This window comes from Pseudomonas sp. 2835, from assembly GCF_050435905.1.
In the GTDB taxonomy this organism is placed as follows: domain Bacteria; phylum Pseudomonadota; class Gammaproteobacteria; order Pseudomonadales; family Pseudomonadaceae; genus Aquipseudomonas.
This window is the reverse complement of sequence record NZ_JBNDLE010000005.1, coordinates 257,092-277,459: the sequence shown is the minus strand read 5'-3', so window position 1 is coordinate 277,459 and position 20,368 is coordinate 257,092. Positions and strand designations below refer to the sequence as shown.

14 protein-coding genes and 1 tRNA gene are annotated in these 20,368 nt (G+C 62.8%); 8 read left to right on the top strand and 7 right to left on the bottom strand.

Annotated elements, in window-relative coordinates; genetic code table 11:
- Window positions 1-22: 22 nt before the first annotated feature.
- Window positions 23-1,420: an amino acid permease gene (locus ABIE20_RS09610; protein WP_429504665.1), complete on the top strand. Its 1,398-nt coding sequence runs from the start codon at window positions 23-25 to the stop codon at window positions 1,418-1,420.
- Here ABIE20_RS09610 and ABIE20_RS09605 read toward each other — a convergent pair whose 3' ends face one another.
- From ABIE20_RS09605 to ABIE20_RS09580, 6 genes are all read right to left on the bottom strand, one after another.
- The gene (locus ABIE20_RS09605) at window positions 1,421-2,317 is read right to left on the bottom strand and encodes a LysR substrate-binding domain-containing protein (protein ID WP_093386266.1); all 897 of its coding nucleotides are present in this window, start codon (window positions 2,315-2,317) and stop codon (window positions 1,421-1,423) included.
- Between the two features lie 40 nt (window positions 2,318-2,357).
- On the bottom strand, window positions 2,358-3,011 hold the full coding sequence (locus tag ABIE20_RS09600) for a DUF1266 domain-containing protein (RefSeq protein ID WP_429504664.1): 654 nt from the start codon (window positions 3,009-3,011) through the stop codon (window positions 2,358-2,360).
- 10 nt (window positions 3,012-3,021) lie between these two features.
- Window positions 3,022-4,242, bottom strand: coding sequence for a hypothetical protein (locus ABIE20_RS09595; protein WP_429504662.1), 1,221 nt, complete (start codon window positions 4,240-4,242; stop codon window positions 3,022-3,024).
- On the bottom strand, window positions 4,233-6,560 hold the full coding sequence (locus ABIE20_RS09590) for a hypothetical protein (protein WP_429504660.1): 2,328 nt from the start codon (window positions 6,558-6,560) through the stop codon (window positions 4,233-4,235). Before ABIE20_RS09590 ends, ABIE20_RS09595 begins: the two co-directional genes overlap by 10 nt.
- 198 nt (window positions 6,561-6,758) lie before the next feature.
- Complete coding sequence (locus ABIE20_RS09585) at window positions 6,759-7,082, bottom strand: chemotaxis protein CheY (RefSeq protein WP_429504658.1); 324 nt, start codon at window positions 7,080-7,082, stop codon at window positions 6,759-6,761.
- A 198-nt stretch (window positions 7,083-7,280) separates the two neighbouring features.
- Window positions 7,281-7,658, bottom strand: a complete 378-nt coding sequence (locus ABIE20_RS09580) for a type 1 fimbrial protein (RefSeq protein WP_429504656.1) — start codon at window positions 7,656-7,658, stop codon at window positions 7,281-7,283.
- 210 nt (window positions 7,659-7,868) lie between these two features.
- On the opposite strand from ABIE20_RS09580, the gene ABIE20_RS09575 reads away from it, so the two are divergent.
- From ABIE20_RS09575 to ABIE20_RS09545, 7 genes are all read left to right on the top strand, one after another.
- The gene (locus tag ABIE20_RS09575; RefSeq protein WP_429504654.1) at window positions 7,869-10,697 is read left to right on the top strand and encodes an ATP-binding protein; all 2,829 of its coding nucleotides are present in this window, start codon (window positions 7,869-7,871) and stop codon (window positions 10,695-10,697) included.
- On the top strand, window positions 10,684-11,877 hold the full coding sequence (locus tag ABIE20_RS09570; protein ID WP_429504652.1) for an EAL domain-containing response regulator: 1,194 nt from the start codon (window positions 10,684-10,686) through the stop codon (window positions 11,875-11,877). Before ABIE20_RS09575 ends, ABIE20_RS09570 begins: the two co-directional genes overlap by 14 nt.
- Window positions 11,878-11,957: 80 nt before the next feature.
- Entirely contained in the window at window positions 11,958-15,188 is a 3,231-nt protein-coding gene (locus tag ABIE20_RS09565; protein WP_429504650.1) for a response regulator, read from the top strand.
- A 71-nt stretch (window positions 15,189-15,259) separates the two neighbouring features.
- Window positions 15,260-15,907, top strand: a complete 648-nt coding sequence (locus ABIE20_RS09560; RefSeq protein ID WP_045193500.1) for a response regulator — start codon at window positions 15,260-15,262, stop codon at window positions 15,905-15,907.
- A 170-nt stretch (window positions 15,908-16,077) separates the two neighbouring features.
- Window positions 16,078-16,674, top strand: coding sequence for a fimbrial protein (locus tag ABIE20_RS09555; protein WP_429504647.1), 597 nt, complete (start codon window positions 16,078-16,080; stop codon window positions 16,672-16,674).
- An 86-nt stretch (window positions 16,675-16,760) separates the two neighbouring features.
- Window positions 16,761-17,504 carry a fimbrial biogenesis chaperone gene (locus ABIE20_RS09550; RefSeq protein WP_429504645.1) on the top strand — a complete coding sequence of 248 codons (744 nt, stop codon included), beginning with the start codon at window positions 16,761-16,763 and terminating at the stop codon, window positions 17,502-17,504.
- A gap of 84 nt (window positions 17,505-17,588) precedes the next feature.
- Window positions 17,589-20,153 carry a fimbria/pilus outer membrane usher protein gene (locus ABIE20_RS09545; RefSeq protein ID WP_429504643.1) on the top strand — a complete coding sequence of 855 codons (2,565 nt, stop codon included), beginning with the start codon at window positions 17,589-17,591 and terminating at the stop codon, window positions 20,151-20,153.
- Between the two features lie 125 nt (window positions 20,154-20,278).
- On the opposite strand, the gene ABIE20_RS09540 is transcribed toward ABIE20_RS09545, so the two are convergent.
- A tRNA-Ser gene (locus ABIE20_RS09540) sits at window positions 20,279-20,368 on the bottom strand.

Here is a 20,368-nt window from a genome sequence, read left to right as displayed (position 1 = left end):
GAACAACGAGGAGTTACCTGGGATGAACGAAAACAGCACCGCCTTGCGGCGCGGTCTGAGTACCCGCCACATTCGCTTCATGGCGCTCGGTTCTGCCATCGGCACCGGGCTTTTCTATGGCTCTGCAGCGGCCATCAAACTGGCTGGTCCTTCGGTGTTGCTCGCCTACCTGATCGGTGGCGCGGCGATCTACATGATGATGCGCGCCCTCGGCGAGATGGCCGTGCGCAACCCGGTGTCCGGCTCTTTCGGGCAATACGCCAGCCAGTACCTGGGGCGCTTTGCCGGTTTTCTCACCGGCTGGAGCTACGCCTTCTCGATGCTGGTGGTGTGCCTGGCGGATGTCACCGCCTTCGGTGTTTACATGAGCTTCTGGTTCCCCGACACGCCGCGCTGGATCTGGGTGCTGGGCATCGTCTTCTTCATCGGTGCGCTGAACCTGTGCAGCGTGCGGGTGTTTGGCGAGCTGGAGTTCTGGCTGTCGCTGCTGAAAGTCACCGCCATCGTCTCGATGATCCTTGCCGGTGCCGCTGTGCTGATGTTCGGCATCCAGCTGGGCGGCGCCGGTGAGCCCCTGGCGGCGGTGAGCAACCTGTGGAGCCATGGCGGCTTCTTCCCCAATGGTGTAGGCGGCATGATCGCCTCGTTCACCGTGGTGATGTTCGCCTTCGGCGGCGTCGAGATGATCGGCATCACCGCCGGCGAAGCCAAGGACCCGCAGCGGGTGATCCCCCGGGCGATCAACTCGGTGCCACTGCGCATCCTGCTGTTCTACGTGTTCACCCTGTTTGTGCTGATGTCGATCTACCCCTGGTCGAAGATCGGCAGCGAAGGCAGCCCCTTCGTGCAGATCTTCAGCGGCCTGGGCATCGGCTCGGCAGCAACGCTGCTGAACATCGTGGTGATCTCGGCGGCGGTGTCGGCGATCAACAGCGACATCTTCAGTGCCGGGCGGATGATGTACGGCATGGCCCACAACGGCCAGGCGCCGGCCAGCTTCGCGCAGCTGTCGCGCTTCGGCGTGCCGTGGATGACCGTGGTAGTGATGGCCGTGGCCCTGCTGCTGGGGGTGGTGCTCAACTACCTGGCGCCGGACAACCTGTTCCTGATCCTCGCGGCGGTGGTGACCTTTTCGATTGTCTGGGTGTGGCTGATGATCCTGCTGTCGCAGATCGTCATGCGCCGCGGCATGAGCGCCGACGAGGTGGCCCGGCTGCACTTCCCGGTACCGCTCTGGCCGGTCGGCCCGGCCTGCGCGGTGGTGTTCATGCTGTTCATCTTCGGCGTGCTGGCCTGGTTCCCGGACACGCGCATGGCCCTGTACGTGGGTATCGGCTGGCTGGCCCTGCTGTCGCTGGGCTACTGGCTGTTCGTCGCCCGCCAAGCGCAGGTCAGGCTGGCCGGGTCGCCGGGTAACTGATCAGGTCGCCAACTGCTCGCTGGCCCAGTCGAGGAAGGCCTGCGCCGCCGGTGACGGGCGCATGGCGCTGGACTGGGCCAGCACCACCGGCTGCGGGCTGACCGTTTCGAGTAAGGGCCTGCACGCCAATGGCTGGCCGTCGTAACTGCAATCGGCCACCGGGCGGGTGCAAGACAGCGCCACGCCGTAGCCATGGGCAACCAGCCCGCGCTGCATCTCGAACGTCTGGGTCAGTTGCAGGCTGGCCGGTTGCAGGTCATGGGCCCAGAACAGTGAAAGAAAGTACTCGCGGGTCCGGGCGATGTCTTCAAGGATCAGGCATTCAGTGGCCAGGTCCACCAGCGATACCCGCTCCTGCAAAGCCAGCGGGTGATCGGCCGGCAGCAGGGCGTAAGGTGTCAATTGCGCCAGCACGCGCTTTTCGATCGGCGCATCGAGCCCCACGTCATAGGTCAGCGCCAGCTCTGCCTTGCCATCGGCCAGGCGCCTGTTGACCTCGGCAAGATCGGCCTCGAACAAGGTGATGGTGACTTCCGGATGGCGCCGGCGAAAGCCGCTCAGCAAGCGCGGGGCGTAATACGGCCCCAGGTCCTGGAAGCAGATCAGGCTCAGGCTCCCGCGCACTACCTGTTGCTGCTCACCCTTGCCACTGATGGCCGAGGCCAGGTTGAGCATGTCGCGCGCTTGCTCAAGCAACTTGCGCCCCGCCGGGGTCAGTTCCAGGCCGCGGCTGACCTGGCGATGAAAGAGCTTTTCGCCCAGGCTCGCCTCCAGTTGCGACAGCGCCAGCGACACCGACGGCTGGGAAATGTGCTTGGTGCGCGCCGCCGCACTGACGCTGCCCTGCTCGGCGGCGGCGACGAAGTACTCCAGCTGGCGGAAGGTGAAGCCGATCATCGCAATGCCCTCTCGGATGCTTGAACCAGCAGTTGCGCCGTTACCTCGCAAGCTCCGGGCTCAACGCCGCGGGCGTATGCCAGGGGATATCGGCCCAGGCGCCGCTGCCGGGCGCCAGCAACTGACGCAAATGCTGCTCGTGAAACGCTTCGCCCAGCGAGTCGACGCGAAACGCCGCAACCCACTGCTCGCGCCCCAGCTTATAGGCTTTGCCGAAGTCTTCCCAACTGTCGAAACAGTCCTGGGCCCGCTGCGCATTGAGCAGCAGCACACGCCAGGCAAGATCAGGCTCGAGCCAGCGCATCAGCAGCGCGCAACGGGCCACAAACGCCACCCGCGCACAGGCAAAGGCCATGGCCGCACGCGGCTCATCGCTGGCCGTCAGCGCCTGCAGGTCGAGGCTGTACCATTGCTGTTCGAGGGTTGCACTGAAGTGCGCCCGCACCGCCTCGTCATCGCAGTTGCTGCGAACCCCGGCCTGGTGCAGCAACGCTGCCCGCACGATCTTCTGCGCTTGCTCGTTGAAGTGATCGCAGGCCGGCGAGTAGAAGCCCTCGACGCCCATTGCATCGGCCATGGGCCTGGCCAGCAACAACGACCAGTGCTTGCGCTGGCTGAACAACGACGCGGCGCGCGGTCGCAATGCCCGCCACAACAACCAGGCTGAAACAACCGCCGCGATCAGTAAAAACATGCGCTTCTCCTTACCTTGCCCGAGCCTGCCAGGCCTGGATTTCCTCGGCCTGGGCCGGCGTCATGTCCGGCCACGGCTCGCCTTCGGTCTGGTACAGCGGATCATTGAGCTGACGCTCAGCGCGCTTGCTGAAGATATGCCGGGTGGCGTACTTGACCGACACCGCCTGCGGGGCAGCCTGCAGGAACTGCTGCGGCTGACGCCCGGCCACCAGCCACTCGACCATGGCCGACGGCGCATCGAGGCGCTCGTACAGCTGCGGGTAGCGCGCCACCAGGCGCGTCTGCGCGGTCGGGTCGCTGACCTCTTCGATACGCAGCCAGCCAGCTTCAGTGCGTACGATGCCGATGGCGATGCAGTCGGCGGGTGTTTGCTGGTCGGTGCCCAGGGCATTCAGGCACTGCAGCAGGTCCTGGTAATAGCGCTCGACCGGTGGCCGGTTCTGCTTGCCCTTGACCTGCTCGACGGTCAAGGTGCCGTCAGCCTGAACGATCAGGCTGATGGTGATGTGTGGCTGACCCTGGCCGTCGCGAAAACTCAATACGCGCATGCGCCGCTGCTCGACCGCTTCGGCATAGCGCTCGCCGTAGCCGCCAGTCAGGGCGCGGCGATCGGCGAACTGGCCCAGGCAGTGGCGCATCACGTAGCTTTCAAAGGCCATTTCGGCGCGCAACAAAGGGCTCTCGGGGCGCAGTTCCTGCAACACGTGCTCCGCAGTGGTGACCCGCGTGAGCAACGCCTCCGGCTGGCTCTGGCGCCAGCCCTGCTCGACCCGCGCGGCCATCTGCGCGTGTTCCTTGTGCCACAGCGCCAGCGCCTGCGGGCAATTGATGCGGTCGAGCTTGCCGGCCAGCGCGGTGCCCTGGCGCGAGGTCAGAAACTCCACCAGCAAGGCCTCCTCGGCCAGCAGTGGTGCCTGCTGCGGATCGACCCAGACCAGCGGCGCCGGCGCCTGCTGCGACTCTTTGCCGGCGTCGGCCAAATGCCTGGCCACCCACGACGGCGGTTCGGCACCCAGCACCTCGACAGCCTGCTCCAGGGTCAGAATCCGCCGTGCAGGCTCGAAGTTGCCGACCAGGTGCCGGTAGAAATGGTTGAGCAACCATTTACCCACCTCTGGCGCATCACCGCGGGCCTTGCTGCGCTCGGCAATGCCGCGCTTGAGTTGATCGGCATTGAGTGCGTTGCGCGGGGCGTAACCGGACTGCCGCAGCTGCGGTGTCACTTCCATATCTGCCACCAGGCCTTGCCTGCCGGTTTTTCAACGGCCTGCAGCTCGGCGATGCTCTGGCTGAAGATTTCATTGTTGCTCTGGTCGATAGCGTTGTCCGGATCACTGCGCAGGATCGAGCGCTGGTAGTAGGCGATGGCCTCTTCCTTGCGCCCCAGGCCCTTGAGCACATCGCCGGAACAGCCCAGCAGGCTGGCAATGTCACCTTCGTTGATATACGGCGCGTAGCGCAGCCACAGGCTGGTGGCGGCCTCCGGCAGGTTGTACGACAGGTACGTGGCCACTTTTATCCGCGCGAACAGTTGCGAGATTTCCAGGTCCTTGTCGGCGACTCCGCGCTCTTCCTGCCATTTGAGCACGCGCTCCAGCCAGATCAGGATTTCGCGTTCGCGGTCCAGGCGGTACAGGGCCCGGCTGACTTCGAACAGGTACTCTTCGGGGTCGTGGCGGCTGTAGCCGTAATCGGCTGCGAAGTGCCAGAGCTGTTCGGCGGCTTCGGCAATACCCGGGTCATCCCCCAGCTCAATGCGGTTTTGCAGGGTGCCATGATAGTGCTCTGCGAACGGGCTGGCGGCAATGCCACGGGCATGCAGCTCCAGGGCCTGCTCATACATGCGCTGGTCGTTGTAGCAGCGGTAGTTGATCGCCAGGTTGTTGCAGAGCATCGAGTACGTGTGCGCACAGGCATCGTAACGATGCCCGCGACCGGTGGCGAAGCATTGCTCCATGCGAGCCTGGCCGTGTTCGTAGGCCACCTTCTGTACTTCGCGCAACAACGACCAGGCCTGATCTGCCTCCTCGCTCGAGAGCTTCTCGACTTCCACCTCGACCAGGTCGTCGATGGTGCAAGCGAAACTGTAATAGTTCATGCCAGCGGCCATTGTCGGCAGCGGTTGACGCAAGGCATCGACAATGCCGAACACACTGGCATGGGCGCTGAACAGGCTGTAGGCGCTGCGGTGGTCTTGCATATTGCCGGCCGTAACGGCCTCGCGCAGCATCGTAAGTTCAGTGTTGGCGTCAATGCGCCCGGCCTGACGTTCACGCACTGCCAGCAGGCGGTTGATCCAAGGGTGATTCGGCGCGCGGCGTCGGGCCTCTTCCAAAGCCTGGGCGAAAACGTTGTCGATCTGCTCAAGGTCATCGCGGGCAGCATGCAGCGCATCGAGCAGCGGGCCCATGGACGGCGTCGATTCATCGCGCCATGGCAGCCCGGAGGTAAAGCGCTCCAGCACCTGTTGATCATCACAGGCGCGCATCACGCACAGCGGCCACCATGGCGATTGGTCCTCGGCATCGAGCAGGCGATCGTGGACCCAGTAGGCAATACCCGGCCACATCTGCGTGCGAACGCCATAGATTTCCATGAATGCACGCTGCCCGGCGTCGTCGATCTGACCGTTTTCAAGCAACCAGGGCAAGTGGAATTCGACAAAGTTGTCACTGCCGCTGGAGTCCAGTTCCAGGGTCGCCACTTCACAGATTTTCAAGGCACCGGGCAGGTCGCCCTGAGCCTTCAATGAGCGCGCAGCCAGGCGCGCCAGGCGCACTTCCCACTCGCGGCGCTGGGGCAACGACAGCTCGGCGATCAACTGCACCACAGGTTGCTCGAACATCGCCAGGCGCAGCGGCACGATTTCGATCAGCGCATCGCCCAGCCAGAGCCAGTCGTTGCCGTCGACGTCCTGACCTTCGCCAGCGGTGCGCAACGCGGTAATCGCCGCCAGCGCCGCTTCGCGCGCCTCTTCGTCACGTTCGTGGGCAGCCAGCACCCGGGCCCGGCGCCGATGCTGGTCGGCATCGTCCCAGGCCCGCAGGGCGTGACGGCCGGGGTTGATCAACGCCAGGGTGTGACGCACCTCGATGGCCTTGAGGGCGACGTCTAGGGTGGTGTGCTGCAGATCGTCGAAAATGCGGTAGCGCCGGTACTGCTCGATATCGAACGCCAGCGCTTCGTTGCTCAGTTGCTGCAGGGTGTCGAGGGCCAGCAGCAGGCCTTGCTCGTCTTTGAGGTAGTTGCACAGGCGCAGTTGGTAGATCAGCAGGTTGACCTTCAGCTCGTTGCGCGCCTCTTCTGCCGTCGCCTCGATCAGCGCCTGGCCGTCGTCGACCAGCACCGCCCTGGAGGCGTCAGCGTCACCGGCGTTGACCCACAGTACGTGCAGGCGGTCGATCGATTCCAGCGAAGCCGCCTTGAGCGGTTGGGCGCGCAGCTGGCCCAGCACGTAGTCGTCACCGTGTTCCTGATGCTCGACCTCAAGACGGTCGATGAATTGATCCAGTTCAATACCGGACAGCACGGTGCTGTTTTGCGTCATTGTGAACTCCATTTGCGAATGACTGTGCATCACCCGATGCGTCCTGCGCCGCTGCCCTTGAGTAGGGCAGCGGGTACTCGCGTACGTCTGCCATTGACAGGCAACGAATTACGAAGGGATCGGGCAATACAGCGAGGTGCTGCACGCTACCAGTTGGCGTTTGAAAAACCAAGAGCGCGCGGAGGGCGGATTCAGTGTTTAACGTGCCAACAGCGGGTCGACACTGTGCATGCAGCGTTTGATTGAGTCGAAGTCGGGGGCGCGCGAAAGGCACAGTTGAATCCTGCCATTGACCGGCACCGAGACCCGCGTGCAATCGGCGCGTTGCCCTTCATAGATCAACGCATGGCGGATGCGCGGATTGTCGTGGCAGAACTTCAACAGGTTGAACTGGCGGGAAGGCACCAGCACCGTATTGACGATCAACAGGTCAAAGGGCGAGCCCTGCGCCCGGGTCGCCGCCTGCAACGCTTGAAAGCTACTCAAGTGGGCGACGCGGCTATAACCCAGACGGTTGAGCATGTTTTCTATCTTGCTTCGCTGATCCTGCTGCCGATCAGCGATCACTATGCGCAGTGCTATGTTTGACATTCGGTAAACCTGACAGATGGGCTTCGCGAGCCTTTATAGAAGCTGCGACTCGCTGAAGTACTGGCAAGGTTACCGTTGGTCGTGTTCCCAGACTCTAAGACAATTCTCAAACACCCTTACGCCCAAGCCTTAAGGCAGGGTCAGGGTAATCAGGTAAGCACCGGAGCTCAGCGCCTTGCCGGAGGCATCCACCAGCGCGTATTGCTGGTTGTAGTAGCGCCCGGCCTTGCCGCTGTCGGCCACCAGCCTGACGTTGACCGGCGCATGATCGGGAGCGCTGACTGAGGCTTGCGGCTCCACCCGCCGCGTATCGATGTGGGTACCCCGGGCCTGGGCCGGGCAATCGCTGAGGTGCAAGCTACCGGCCCGGGCCGAAGGCGTGCACGGCGACTCGACAATGCTACCGACGAAATGGATCACGCCTTGCGCAACCGGCGTGGCGGCCATGCAGGCCCCGCTCAGACCGAACAGCAACCCTGCAGCGATAGCAACATATTTACCATTCATGCCGACACTCCTGCGATAACGGTTGATACCTTGAGTGTCGGCCGGGCGGCGCAATGTTTAAGGATTGTCTGATAGGCAATGTTGCGCTTTGCCAAGCAGGTCGCAGAACGGAACAAATAAGCCCCTGCGGGCTGGCCAATACATCCGCCAAGGCCTATGTTTAAGGATTGTCTGATGTCTGCAGCATTCGCGACTCACTAGAGTCGGCGAATGAGATTAAAAAGCTACCTGCTGCAAATCAGCCCTCTTCTTTCCAGCCCCGAAGCCGCCCGCCGCTTGCTGCGGTTGTTCGCCGTGGTTTTGCTGATCGGCATCCTCAGCGGCGTGTACAACTTCCTGTTGTTCACCTTCAACAACGATATCTCCCAGCGTCGCGGCTACATGAGCAGCGCGATCGCCGAGGCGCACACCTTCTTCACCAACCGCGAGGCCTTGCTCGAAAGCCTGAGCCTGTCGGCGGTGCGCAAGTCGAAACAGGCCAAGCCCCTGGTCTACCTGCCGTCGAGCGAAGAAGTACACCTGCAACTGGGCAGCACCACCGATAACCGCTGGAGCATCTGGCTGACCCGGCGCATGCGCGACTACATGAAGGACAAGCAGGTCAGCCTGCTGTATGTCGACACCGGGCCGAACGCGCAAGTCAGGCGCCTGTACAACTCCGCCCCCGGGGTGCCGGGGTTCTCGCCGCGCATGCTCGAACAGTTGCAGACGCTCAAGGACAACAACCCCTCCCCCGCCGCCGAGCTGTGGCTGACCGACCAGACCGAGCAGCGCTCGTACCTGTACATCTTCATCCGCCTGGATGAGCGTGACGTCGAGTCGGGCTGGCTGGGCCTGGAAATGGACAGCCGCGAGGTATCGGCGGCGCTCAGTGACCAGAGCGCCGGCGAGTTCATGATGCTCAACTCCGAAGGCATGCTGGTCTTCACCAACAGCCACGACGCGCACCTTGGGCAGATGCTGCTCAACTCCCAGGGGGAAAATTTCTTCGGTTTTGTCGGCGATGGCTGGATTCCTGATCACCTGGTGATCCGCAAACACCTGAAGTCCTCGGACTGGCAACTGGTGTACTCGATCGACCTGCTGGCGGTGCTGGCCGGGTTGTGGAAACAGCTGATCGGCTCGCTGCTGTTCTGCCTGTTCACCGTGACCCTGATCCTGCTGCTGATGCGCCGCATCGAGCATCGGTTCATTGCCCCTGCGATCAACCGCATCCAGGCCTTGATCGAGAGCGAGGCGTTCAGCCGTGACGTCATCCAGACCGCGCCGGTGGCCTTGTGCGTACTGCGCCGCACCGACGGCAAGGTGGTGCTGGAAAACACCCTGGCGCAACAGTGGCTGGGCGACGGCCTGGAGCGCGACGTGCTGTGTGCCGGCTGGATCAACCAGGCCTTCGACAGCCAGCAACCTGAGCGCAGCGACTATTTCGCCACCGCCGATGGCCGCCATCTGTACCTGAGCAGCGCGCCAACCCGCTACAACGGTGAAGACGTGCTGTTCTGCGCCTTCAGCGACATCAGTGCGCGCAAGCAGGTGGAAGCCGCGCTGGAAGAAGCGCGGCAATCGGCCGATGCCGCCAACGAGGCCAAGACGCTGTTTCTGGCGACCATGAGCCATGAAATCCGCACCCCGCTGTATGGCGTGCTGGGCACCCTGGAACTGCTGGCACGCACCCAGCTCGATGCCCAGCAGCGCGACTACCTGCACGCGATCGAAGGCTCCTCGGCAACCCTGTTGCAGTTGATCTGCGACGTGCTTGATGTGTCGAAGATCGAAGCCGGGCAACTGGCCCTGGAGCTGAGCGAGTTCTCGCCCGCGGAGCTGGTCCACGAGGTCATCCAGGGCTACAGCGCCGCGGCCCAGGGCAAGAACCTGCAGTTGTACGCCTGCTTCGATCCGCAACTGCCGGAGCGGCTGATTGGCGATGTGACGCGCATCCGCCAGATCCTCAACAACCTGCTGAGCAATGCGGTGAAGTTCACCGACAGCGGCCGGGTGGTGCTACGGGTCAAGCTGATCAACCGCGATGGCGAGCGTTCAAGCCTGATGTGGCAGGTGTCGGACACCGGCAAGGGCATCGCCGAGGAAGACCACCCGTACATTTTCGAGCCGTTCTACCAGACTGAAGGCAACACCAACGTGGTGGCCGGCACCGGCCTGGGCCTGCCGATCTGCCAGCGCCTGACCCAGTTGATGAACGGCCAGTTGCGTATGGTCAGCGAGCTGGGCCTGGGCAGCAGCTTCACCCTGACCCTGCCGCTGGAAGAAGCCTCGGCCAGCAGCGACCTGCCCGCCCAGGGCGGGCTGTTGCCCGAGACCATCTATGTGGTCTCGCCGATTCGCGAACTGGCGCAATCGATCAGCGGCTGGCTGCGCCGCTGGGGCGCTCGGGCCCAGATCGGGCGGCCGACCCTGGCGGATGCCGCCAGCGGCCACCTGCTGCTGGAGCTACACCCCGGCAGCGCCGAGCAAGCGTTGGTGGCCGACTGGAGCGGACCGCTGATCCTGGCCAGCGCCCATGGCTGCTGCGAACCGCAACTGGAAGACGGCCGCTGGCAGGTCAACCTCAACCACCTCAGCGCCCTGCACCAGGCCGTCCGCCAGGCCCAGGGGCTGTGGATCGCCCGCACCGACGACCGGCAAAAGCGCGAAATGCAGAAACTCGAGCTGCACATTCTGGTGGCCGAAGACAACATCATCAACCAGCTGATCCTGCGTGATCAGCTCGAGGAACTCGGCTGCACCGTCGAGCTGGCGGGGGACGGCTCCGAGGCCCTGCAACTGTGGAAAAGCGGGCACTTCGATGTGGTCCTGACCGATGTGAACATGCCCAAACTCAATGGCTATGAACTGGCCAGAGAACTGCGCCGCCAAGGCTGCTCGATCCCGATCATCGGAGCGACGGCCAATGCCATGCGCGGCGAAGCAGAACTATGCCTTGCAGCCGGAATGAATCATTGCCTGGTCAAGCCTTTCGCGTTGCGGGCCCTGTTCAACTATCTGGCGCCTTATCAAGAGACCTCTCATGAAGCCCTATAACATCTTGATCGTCGAGGACCACCCGTTCCAGCACATGTACTTGCAGCACCTGTTCAGCGAACTGGGCGATTTCCATTTCGAAGCGGCCCAGGACGGCAAGGAAGCACTGGAACACCTGCAGCGGCGTGACTTCGACCTGGTGCTGACCGACCTGCTGATGCCGGGCATGGACGGCGTGCAATTTATCCAGGGCCTGGCCAGGCTGCGCAGCAAACCGGACCTGGCGATCATGAGCGCCGCCTCCAAGCGCATGCTGATGGCCGCAAGCCTGGTGGCCAAGAACCTCGGGGTCGAAGTGATCGGGCTGATCTCCAAGCCGGTCAAGCCCGATGCCCTGCGCAACCTCACCGATCAGCTCAACGGCAAAAACCGCAGCGCACCGCCGGTGCCGCCAGCAGTGGCGCAGTTCGATTACCAGGCGCTCATTCACGGGCTGAGCAATGGCCAGTTCCAGGCCTGGTTCCAGCCGAAAAAATCCCTCAGCAATGGTCGCATCGTCGCCGCCGAAGCCCTGGTGCGCTGGATGCACCCGGAGCAAGGCGTACTGCTGCCCGGCTCGTTCCTGCCGGCATTCAAGACCTTCGAACTGGAGGAGCGCCTGCTCTGGCTGATGCTCAAGCAGGCCATCCACGCTCAGGCACGCTGGCGCCAGCAGGGGTATGACATTCCGGTATCGATCAACCTGCCGACCCACCTGCTCAACAGCCATGACCTGGCCGACCGCCTGCTGGAGTTCGTCCTGCACCACCAGGGCATCCCCGGCAAGATCTGCTTCGAGCTGATGGAATGCTCGGTACCCCAGGACATCAGCAATTTCTACGCCGGTGCCTGCCGCCTGCGCATCAAGGGCTTCGGCTTGTCTCAGGACGATTTCGGCAAGGGCTACAGCTCGTACATGAACCTGGTCTCGACGCCGTTCACCGAGCTCAAGATCGACCGAGCCCTGGTGCAGGGCTGCCATGAAAACGAAAGCATGACTTCGGCGCTGACCAGCATTGTCGCCCTGGGCCGCAAGCTGGGGCTGACGGTGGTCGCCGAAGGGGTAGAGACTCCCCAGGAGCTGGCCCTGTTGCGCAAGATCGACTGTAACCAGGCCCAGGGTTTTCTGATTTCCCATGCGGTGTCGTCCGAGCAGTTCCAGCAGTTGCTCAACAATGACGGGCCGGCCACTTTCTATTGATTGGCCGCGCCGCCCATTACTGGCCAGCAGAGGTAAACTCCATCCAGCCACCACCCTTACCGAGACTGCGGAAGATCCTGATGAAGCACGACAACGCCCTGCTGGAAAAACTCACCCGCAGTTCGTTGCGTCTGAACAAAGGGTTGATGGTGCTGATGGGCCTGGCGTTGTTGTTGGTCGGTACCAGCTATTGGTCGTTTCAGCGCCTGATTGAAGAGCAGCACGATAACGTGCGCTTTCATTTTGCCCGGCTGATGGAAAACATCCGCGAGCAGGAAGTGTTCTTGCGCAGCCTGGCCCAGCGCAGCCACCAGGGCGAACTGCTCAAGGACGAGCATACCCAGGTGCGCTTGCTCAAAGCCTTGCCGGAAGAAGGTCCGAATATCTATCAGGGCCAGGAGTTTTCCTACTCCATGCCCTTCAGCGCCAAAATCGACCCGGAAAAAATTGCCGCCAGCGAACACGCCAAGATCTTCTCCCTGGGCGCACACCTGGCGAGCTTCTACAGTGCCTTCTGGTCGACCTCGCACTACCAGTCGCCGCACGTATTCCTGTTCAACCAGCAGGGCAACTTCGACATCACTGTGCCGGCCGCAGGCCATTCAGGGGGCAAGACTGTCCCGCACAACGAAACCTTCGTCGACATTGTCAGGACCGTGATCGATCGCCTGCCACGCGACCATCAGCTGCTGCGCGAAGGTGAAGTCTGCTGGCAACACTATGGCCCGAGCGCCACCAGCCCCGGCCCGGCGCGCATGCTGGCGTACATCGGCATCCAGCTGGCGGAAGACGAGATACGCATCAAGGGCGCCGATACCCGGGTGATGATCGCCAGCATCCTCGACCTGTCCCTGGCCAATGACTACGAACGCATCATGGAATGGTCAATCTATGACCACTTCACCCTGGTGGCGCCTTCCGGCCAGGTACTGATCGGCGCGCTGTGGCCAGAATCGCCGTTGCATGAAGGGATCAACTTCAAGCCCGAAGGCCTGGTGTTCAAGCTGGTCAACCACAATGGCCCGGAGTGGACAGCGGTCTATGCCCTCAACTACCGCAGCTTCTTCGGCTATGCGCTATGGCCGCTGGCAAGCCTTGGCGCCTTGCTGCTCGGCGCTATCGCCATGGGCTGGGGCGCCAATCGCTGGTACCGCCGCCAGGTGATCCTGCCGGCCCGTGAGGCACATGCCAGCATCGCCGAGAGCGAGGCCTTCAGCCGCGTGGTGATCGATACCGCGCCCACCGGCCTGTGCGTGGTGCGCCGCGCCGACAACCAGGTGTTGATGGAAAACCAGCGGGCCCAGCAATCGCCGGGCAGCGCCAAGCTGATCAGCGCCCTGGAGCGGCGCACCGACCAGGGCGAGGTGGGTGAAACCTACCTGGAAATCGACGGCCGGCACCTGCAGGTGGGTTTTGTCTCGACCCGCTACCAGGGCCAGGATGTGCGCCTGTATGCCTTCAACGACGTCACCCGGCATATCGAGGACGCCACAGCCCTGGAAGAAGCGCGGCGCGCCGCCGATGCCGCCAACGAAGCCAAGACCTTGTTTTTGGCGACCATGAGCCATGAAATCCGCACCCCGCTGTACGGCGTGCTCGGCACCCTCGAGCTGCTCGGCCTGACCCGCCTGGAGCCGCGCCAGCAGGAGTACCTGCAGACTATCCAGCGCTCGTCGGCCACTTTGTTCCAGCTGATCAGCGACGTGCTTGATGTGTCGAAGATCGAGTCCGGGCAGATGGCCATCGAGTCCATCGAGTTCTGCCCCCTGGACCTGATCGAAGACACCCTGCACACCTATGCCGCCTTCGCCCAGCGCAAAGGCCTGCAACTCTATGCCTGCACCGACGCCGCCCTGCCCGAGCGCCTGCTCGGCGACCCGATGCGCATTCGCCAGATCCTCAATAACCTGTTGAGCAATGCCATCAAGTTCACCGATACCGGGCGCGTGGTCCTGCGCACCCGGGTGCTGGCGCGCGAGGATGACAAGGTCAGCCTGGAGTGGCAGGTCACCGACACCGGCATCGGCATTTCGGCGGCGCAGCAGGCAAAACTGTTCGAACTGTTCTACCAGGTGCAGGACGCCTGCAGCGAAGGCGGTGCCGGCCTGGGCCTGCCGATCTGCTGGTGGCTCAGCGAGATGATGGGCGGGCAGTTGAAAGTGGTCAGCGAGCCCGGGCTGGGCAGCAGTTTTGCCCTGCGCATGAGCTTGCCGGTGCTGCCAGGCCAAGCCATCAGCAGCACGCCAGGTACAACCGCCGCGATACCGGTCTACGTGCGCGCCCCGGTGCAGGAACTGGCGCAATCGCTGGTCGACTGGCTCATGCGCCTGGGCGTCCACGCAGCGCTCGCGCCGCAGCCACTGGAAGCCAAGCATGCCCCGGCGGTGCTGGTTGACGCACTGCCGGCGGCCAGCGCCCCGGCCTGGCCTGGGCCACGGGTGCTGTGCACGGCCGGTGGGCGCAACCCGCCGGAATACAGCGCCCAGGGCTGGAACGTCGACCTGCACAACGTACGCGCTATCGCCGAGGCGGTCGGCATGGCTCGCCTGGGCAAGCCGCAGGCATCGCAGCAGGTGACGCAACAACAAGCCGACAACCTGCAACTGCGCATCCTGGTGGCTGAAGACAACCCGATCAACCAGGCCATCATCAAGGAGCAGCTCGAGGCCCTGGGCTGCACCGCGGTGGTCGCCAGCAACGGCGAGCAAGCGCTGCACCTGTGGCAGCCCGAGGTCTTCGACCTGGTGCTGACCGACGTCAACATGCCGGTCATGAATGGCTACGAGCTGGCCCGCACCCTGCGCGAGCATGACCCGCAGTTGCCAATCATCGGCGTCACTGCCAACGCCATGCGCGAGGAAGGCATGCGCTGCATTGCCGTGGGCATGAACGCCTGGATCGTCAAACCGCTGAGCCTGCAGACCCTGCGCGGCCATCTGCTCAAGCTCTGCCGCCCGGCCTTGCAGAGTGCCCCGGCGCGGGTCGAGCCAGACACCCTCACCGCTCCCGCAGCCGTCCAGGCCAGCGACAGCCTGCAGTTGTCAGAAAGGATGCGTCCGCTGTTCATCAGCACCATGCGCGATGACCTGCAGTTGATCCGCTGCGCGCTGGAGCAAAGTGACGGTAGAATCGTCGCCCAAAGGCTGCACAGCATTGCCGGCGCCCTGGGCGCGGTACAGGCCACCGACCTGGCCGAGCACTGTACGGCGCTTGAGTGCCGTCTGGCAGGCGCGGTTCTGGATGCTTCACTGCACCTTGAAGTGCAGCAGATACTAAACCGCCTTGCCGCTGTTGTGGATGCGCTCGAGTAACAACAATCAGGCTTACCTGCGGCCGTATGGATACACCCTAACCCTCTATACCGGTACTACGGACAGCCACTATGGACAAACTCAAAGTCATCATCGCGGACGATCACCCCATCGTGCTTCTCGGTGTGCGCGAACTGGTAGAACGTGACGAACGTTTTTGCGTGGTCGGCGAGGCCGTGTGCTCGAAAGGCCTGATCGAGCTGCTGGAGCAACAACCGGTGGACCTGGTGATCACCGACTACAACATGCCGGCCGACTCGCCTTATGGCGACGGGCTGAAACTGGTCGATTACCTGAAACGGCACTTTCCGCACCTGCAGGTGCTGATCCTGACGATGATCTCCAATCACCTGATCCTCACCCGCCTGCATGAACTGGGCGTGGTCGGGGTAATCCAGAAGAGCCAGCTGCACACCGAAATCCAGCTGGCGCTCAAGGCCGTGGCCCAGCAGAGCCAGTACCGCAGCCTGGAACCTGCAAAAACCTCGGTCATCGAAACCACGGCGGCGATCGAGGACCGCTTCGCCACCCTGTCACCCAAGGAGTTTGAAATACTGCGACTGTTTGTCGCCGGTAAAAGTGTCAGTGATATTGCCCGCAGCCAGAACCGAAGTGCCAAGACCATCAGCGCACAAAAAATTTCAGCCATGCGCAAACTTGATGTTAATAGCGACCAGGACTTACTCGCTTATTGTCTGGCGCGCAGTATCTTCAACTAAGTTACAAGGCAACAAGGTCAGGGTCCGATAAAGACTTTGTTGCCAGAATGCCCGTCCCACCTGGGCTCAGGCCTTATAAGAATCGTCTGATGTTCGGCAAACACCCCCCGCTCTATTGTGTATTGGCATTTTCATGCAGCACTTTCCAACCAATACAAATGGACATCCCCATGAAGAAGTTCTCACTGGCCCTTATCACCCTGTCCGTACTTGCAGCGTCTGGCGCTGCCCTGGCTGCCGATCCGACCCCGGTTCAAGGTGGCAGCGGCAAGATCACCTTCACCGGCGTCATCAACAACGACGCCTGCTCGGTTGACGGCGCCAACGCTGATCGCGTGATCTCCGTGGACATGGGCACTGTATCGATCAAGGACATGGGCACCGCTGAAAGCCCAGCCTCGGGCCGTGTAACCGGTAAAGACTTCAACCTTAACGTCAACTGCAACCTGGGCACCAAAGTCTCGATGATCTTTGACGCCGCCAGCGGCGGTTCGGGCCTGGTCACCGGCAAGAAAGTCCTGGCCCTGACCAAAGGCACCGGCACCGCAGCCAACGTCGGTATCGCCCTGCTCGACAGCAACGGCGCGCTGATCGACCTGAGCTCGAAAACCACCGCCAAGATCCAGAGCGACATGCACGGTACCGGCGCTGCCGGTGGCGACGCGATCCTGAACTTCTCCGCCGCCTACGTCACCACTGGCGCAGCGGGCACTGCCACCGCCGGTCGCGGTGACGCCACCCTGCCGTTCATCCTGCAATACGAATAAGTCGTAGCGCCTGAACTGCTTTGTGCGAGGCCGCCCGGCCTCGCCATTGGCCCTGAAGCAAAACCCTGAATCAAACGGTACACACCATGTTGCGTCGTTCTATTCCCGCATGCCTGGGGTTGCTCGGCATGCTCATGGCCGGCCAGGCCATGGCCAGTATTTCGCTGAGTGCCACGCGGATTGTCTTTGATGGCAACCACAAGGAAGCCAACGTCACCGTGCGCAATGGCAACCAGGACGTGCTGATTCAATCCTGGGTCGACGACAGCGATGCCCAGCGCAGCGTGCCCTTTGCCGTGACCCCGCCACTGGCACGGGTGTTCGCCCGTGAACAGCAGTTGCTGCGAGTGCTGTACGAAGGTGCCGGAATGCCTGCGGACAAAGAGTCGGTGGTCTGGCTCAACGTCCAGGAAATCCCCCAGGCCGCGGCCGCCGCCAACACCCTGCAACTGGCCGTGCGCCAGCGCATCAAGATTTTCTTCCGCCCCGCAGGCTTGCCAGGCAATGCGCTGATGGCGCCGACAGAACTGCAATGGCAACTGCTGCGCCAAAGCGGCAAGACCCTGTTGCGGGTCAATAACCCGAGCCTTTATCACGTCTCGATGGCGGATATAAAACTTGAGGCGGGCAAACAAAGCGAACTGGCAGCGGACTCGACCATGGTCGCGCCGGGTGAAGTAAAGACATTCCCGGTTAAAACCCTGAGCCCTGATAACAACGTGCGCCTGAGTTTTTCCAGCATTAATGATTACGGTGCGCAAAATCAGTACACCACGACACTGTCCAGCGGCCAGGCAAGTACCGCTGCCGAAGCGCCGAGCAAACAATAACGGTTAATGCCCAGGCGTTAGTCCTGCGCGTAATTACGCCCCTCGCCGCGCCCAGTCGTTATTCGGGAATACAGGTTCCTTCGCATGTCTTTTTCTTCCGGTAACAGGCCAACTCATTGCGCCGGCCAAGCTGCGCGCGCTCACACTGCAACTGCCAGCCTGTTGAAGTTGAGCGCCCTGTCGCTGGCCGTGCTTGGCGCGATGCCGGTGCTGGCCGCGCAGGACGCCAGCGACGCACAACAACTGGAAGCCTTCAACACCACCTTCCTGCAGGGCGCGCCCTCCTCGGTCGACCTGCAACTGCTGCTGTCGGCCAACAGCGTGTTGCCGGGCAACTACCGGGTCGACCTGTACAGCAACGAAGTGCTGGTGGGCCGGCGTGATATCGATTTCAACCGCAACCCGGCCACCGGCCGCGTCGAACCGTGCCTGACCCTGGAGCTGCTGCAACAGCTGGGCATCGACCTGAACAAACTGCAGGCCCAGGGCAAGTTCGACCCGAACACCCCGCAAAGCTGCTATGACCTGCCCGCGCTGATCGACCAGGCCAGCCTGCGCTATGACGCCGCGCGCCTGCAGCTGGCGGCCAGCGTGCCGCAAGTGGCAATGCAGCGCGGTATCCGTGGCTACGTCGACCCTGCTTTGTGGGATGACGGCGTACCGGCGGCGTTCATCAACTACCAGTTCAACAGCAGCCGCAGCGCCGGCGATGCCGACACGCGCATCGCCAATAACCTGGGCCTGCGCAACGGCATCAACCTCGGTGCCTGGCGCTTTCGCAACGAGTCGAACTTCACCAGCAGCACCGGTCGCCCGAGCACCTTCAAGAGCAACCGCAGCTACCTGCAACATGACGTCACGGCCATCAAGGGCCAGTTCAGCGCCGGGGATATCTTCAGTGACACCGACCTGTTCGACAGCGTGCGCTATCGCGGCGTCAAACTGGCCTCCGACGAAGGCATGCGCGCCGACAGCGAACGCGGCTACGCGCCGATCATCCGTGGCGTGGCGCAGACCAACGCCACCGTCGAGATCCGCCAGAACAACTACATCCTGTATACCGCCAGCGTGCCGCCAGGGCCGTTCGAGATCAGCGACATCTACCCGTCCGGCTCCAACGGCGACCTGGAAATCACTATCGTCGAGGCGGACGGCCGCCGCCGGGTGACCACCCAGGCGTTCTCCAGCCTGCCGATCATGGTGCGTGAAGGCCAGGTCAAATACAGCGTCTCGGCCGGCCAGTTCAACAGCAACACCGACGGCATGGCCACGCCGAACATTCTCAGCAGCACCCTGGCCTACGGCATCAGCAGCAGCCTCACCGGGATCATCGGCGTACAGGCCAGCGACAACTACAAGGCGTTGTCGCTGGGCGCCGGCAAGAACACTTCGCTGGGCGCGGTGTCGTTCGACGTCACCCATTCGAGCAGCCGCGCACTGGGGCAGACCACCCAGGGTAATAGTGTGCGCGCCCTCTACGCCAAGACCTTCACTGGCACCGATACCAACTTCACCCTGGCCGCGTACCGCTACTCAACTGAAGGCTTCCGCACCCTGACCGACCACGTCCAGGATTTGAGCAGCGACCTGGAGCGGCGCCCGGGCAACTCCAAGACCCGCACCGACCTGACCATCAACCAGAGCATGGGCCGCAACCGCGAGTTCGGCAGCCTGTACGTCAACGCCAGCGACCAGCGCTACTGGAACCGTGGCGGCTCGCAGAGCTTTTCGGCCGGCTACAGCAACAACTGGGGCGAAGCCAGCTACAACTTAGGCGTTACCCGCACCAAGGACCTGGGCGATGGCTACGGCGGTTCCAGCAGCGATACCCAGCTCAACCTGTCGGTGTCCTTCCCGCTGGGCAGCCGCGCCCGGGCGCCGCGTGCGTTCATCACCACCAGCACACAAAAAGGCGGCGACAGCACCCAGGTTGGCGTCAACGGCTACCTGTCCGAGACCAGCGACACCTTCTACTCGGTCCAGGGCGGCAACAGCAGCTCCGGCGGCAACTCTGCCTCAGCCAACCTCAACACCCGCACCTCGGTGGCCGACATCACCCTGGGCTACAGCCAGGGCCGCGGCTACGACTCACAGAACCTCAACGTATCGGGCTCGGTGGTCGCCCACGAAGGCGGCATCAACCTTGGCCAGACCGTCAGCGAAACCTTCGCCCTGGCCCAGGTGCCAGGCGTCAAAGGCGCCAAGATCAGCAGCTACAGCGGCGTCGAAACCGGGCGCAACGGCTACGCGATTATCCCCAACGCGCAACCTTACCGGGTCAACTGGATCAGCCTGGACACCCGTGAGCTGGGCGGCGACATCGAAATCGACAACGCCACCCAGCAACTGGTGCCGCGCCGCGGCGCCGTGGTGGTGGCCCGCTACACCGGCAAGAGCGGGCGGCGAGTGCAGTTCGAGCTGTTCGACGAACAGGGTGGGATGATTCCGTTCGGCGCCTCGCTGGAAGATGCCAGCGGCAAGCAACTGGCGATTTCCGACCCCAACGGCAAGGCGCTGGTGCTGCTTGAAGAAGACCAGGGCAGCCTGACCATCAAGTGGGGCGAGCGCCAGTGCAATGCGCCGTATAGCCTGCCGGAGCGGGACAAGGCGTTGAACTATGAGCGTCAGCGCTTGGTGTGCCGGCCCTGATGCGGCCTCATGTGGCCAAAAGCCCCGCAATGCGGGGCTTTTTGTTATCTGTGTGATCTGGAACTTATTAATCAGCACAAACGAAAAAACCCCTGAATCTTGCGATTCAGGGGCTTTCTCTTGTATGGCGGAGAGATAGGGATTTGAACCCTAGGTACTGTTGCCAGTACAACGGATTTCGAATCCGTCCCGTTCGGCCACTCCGGCATCTCTCC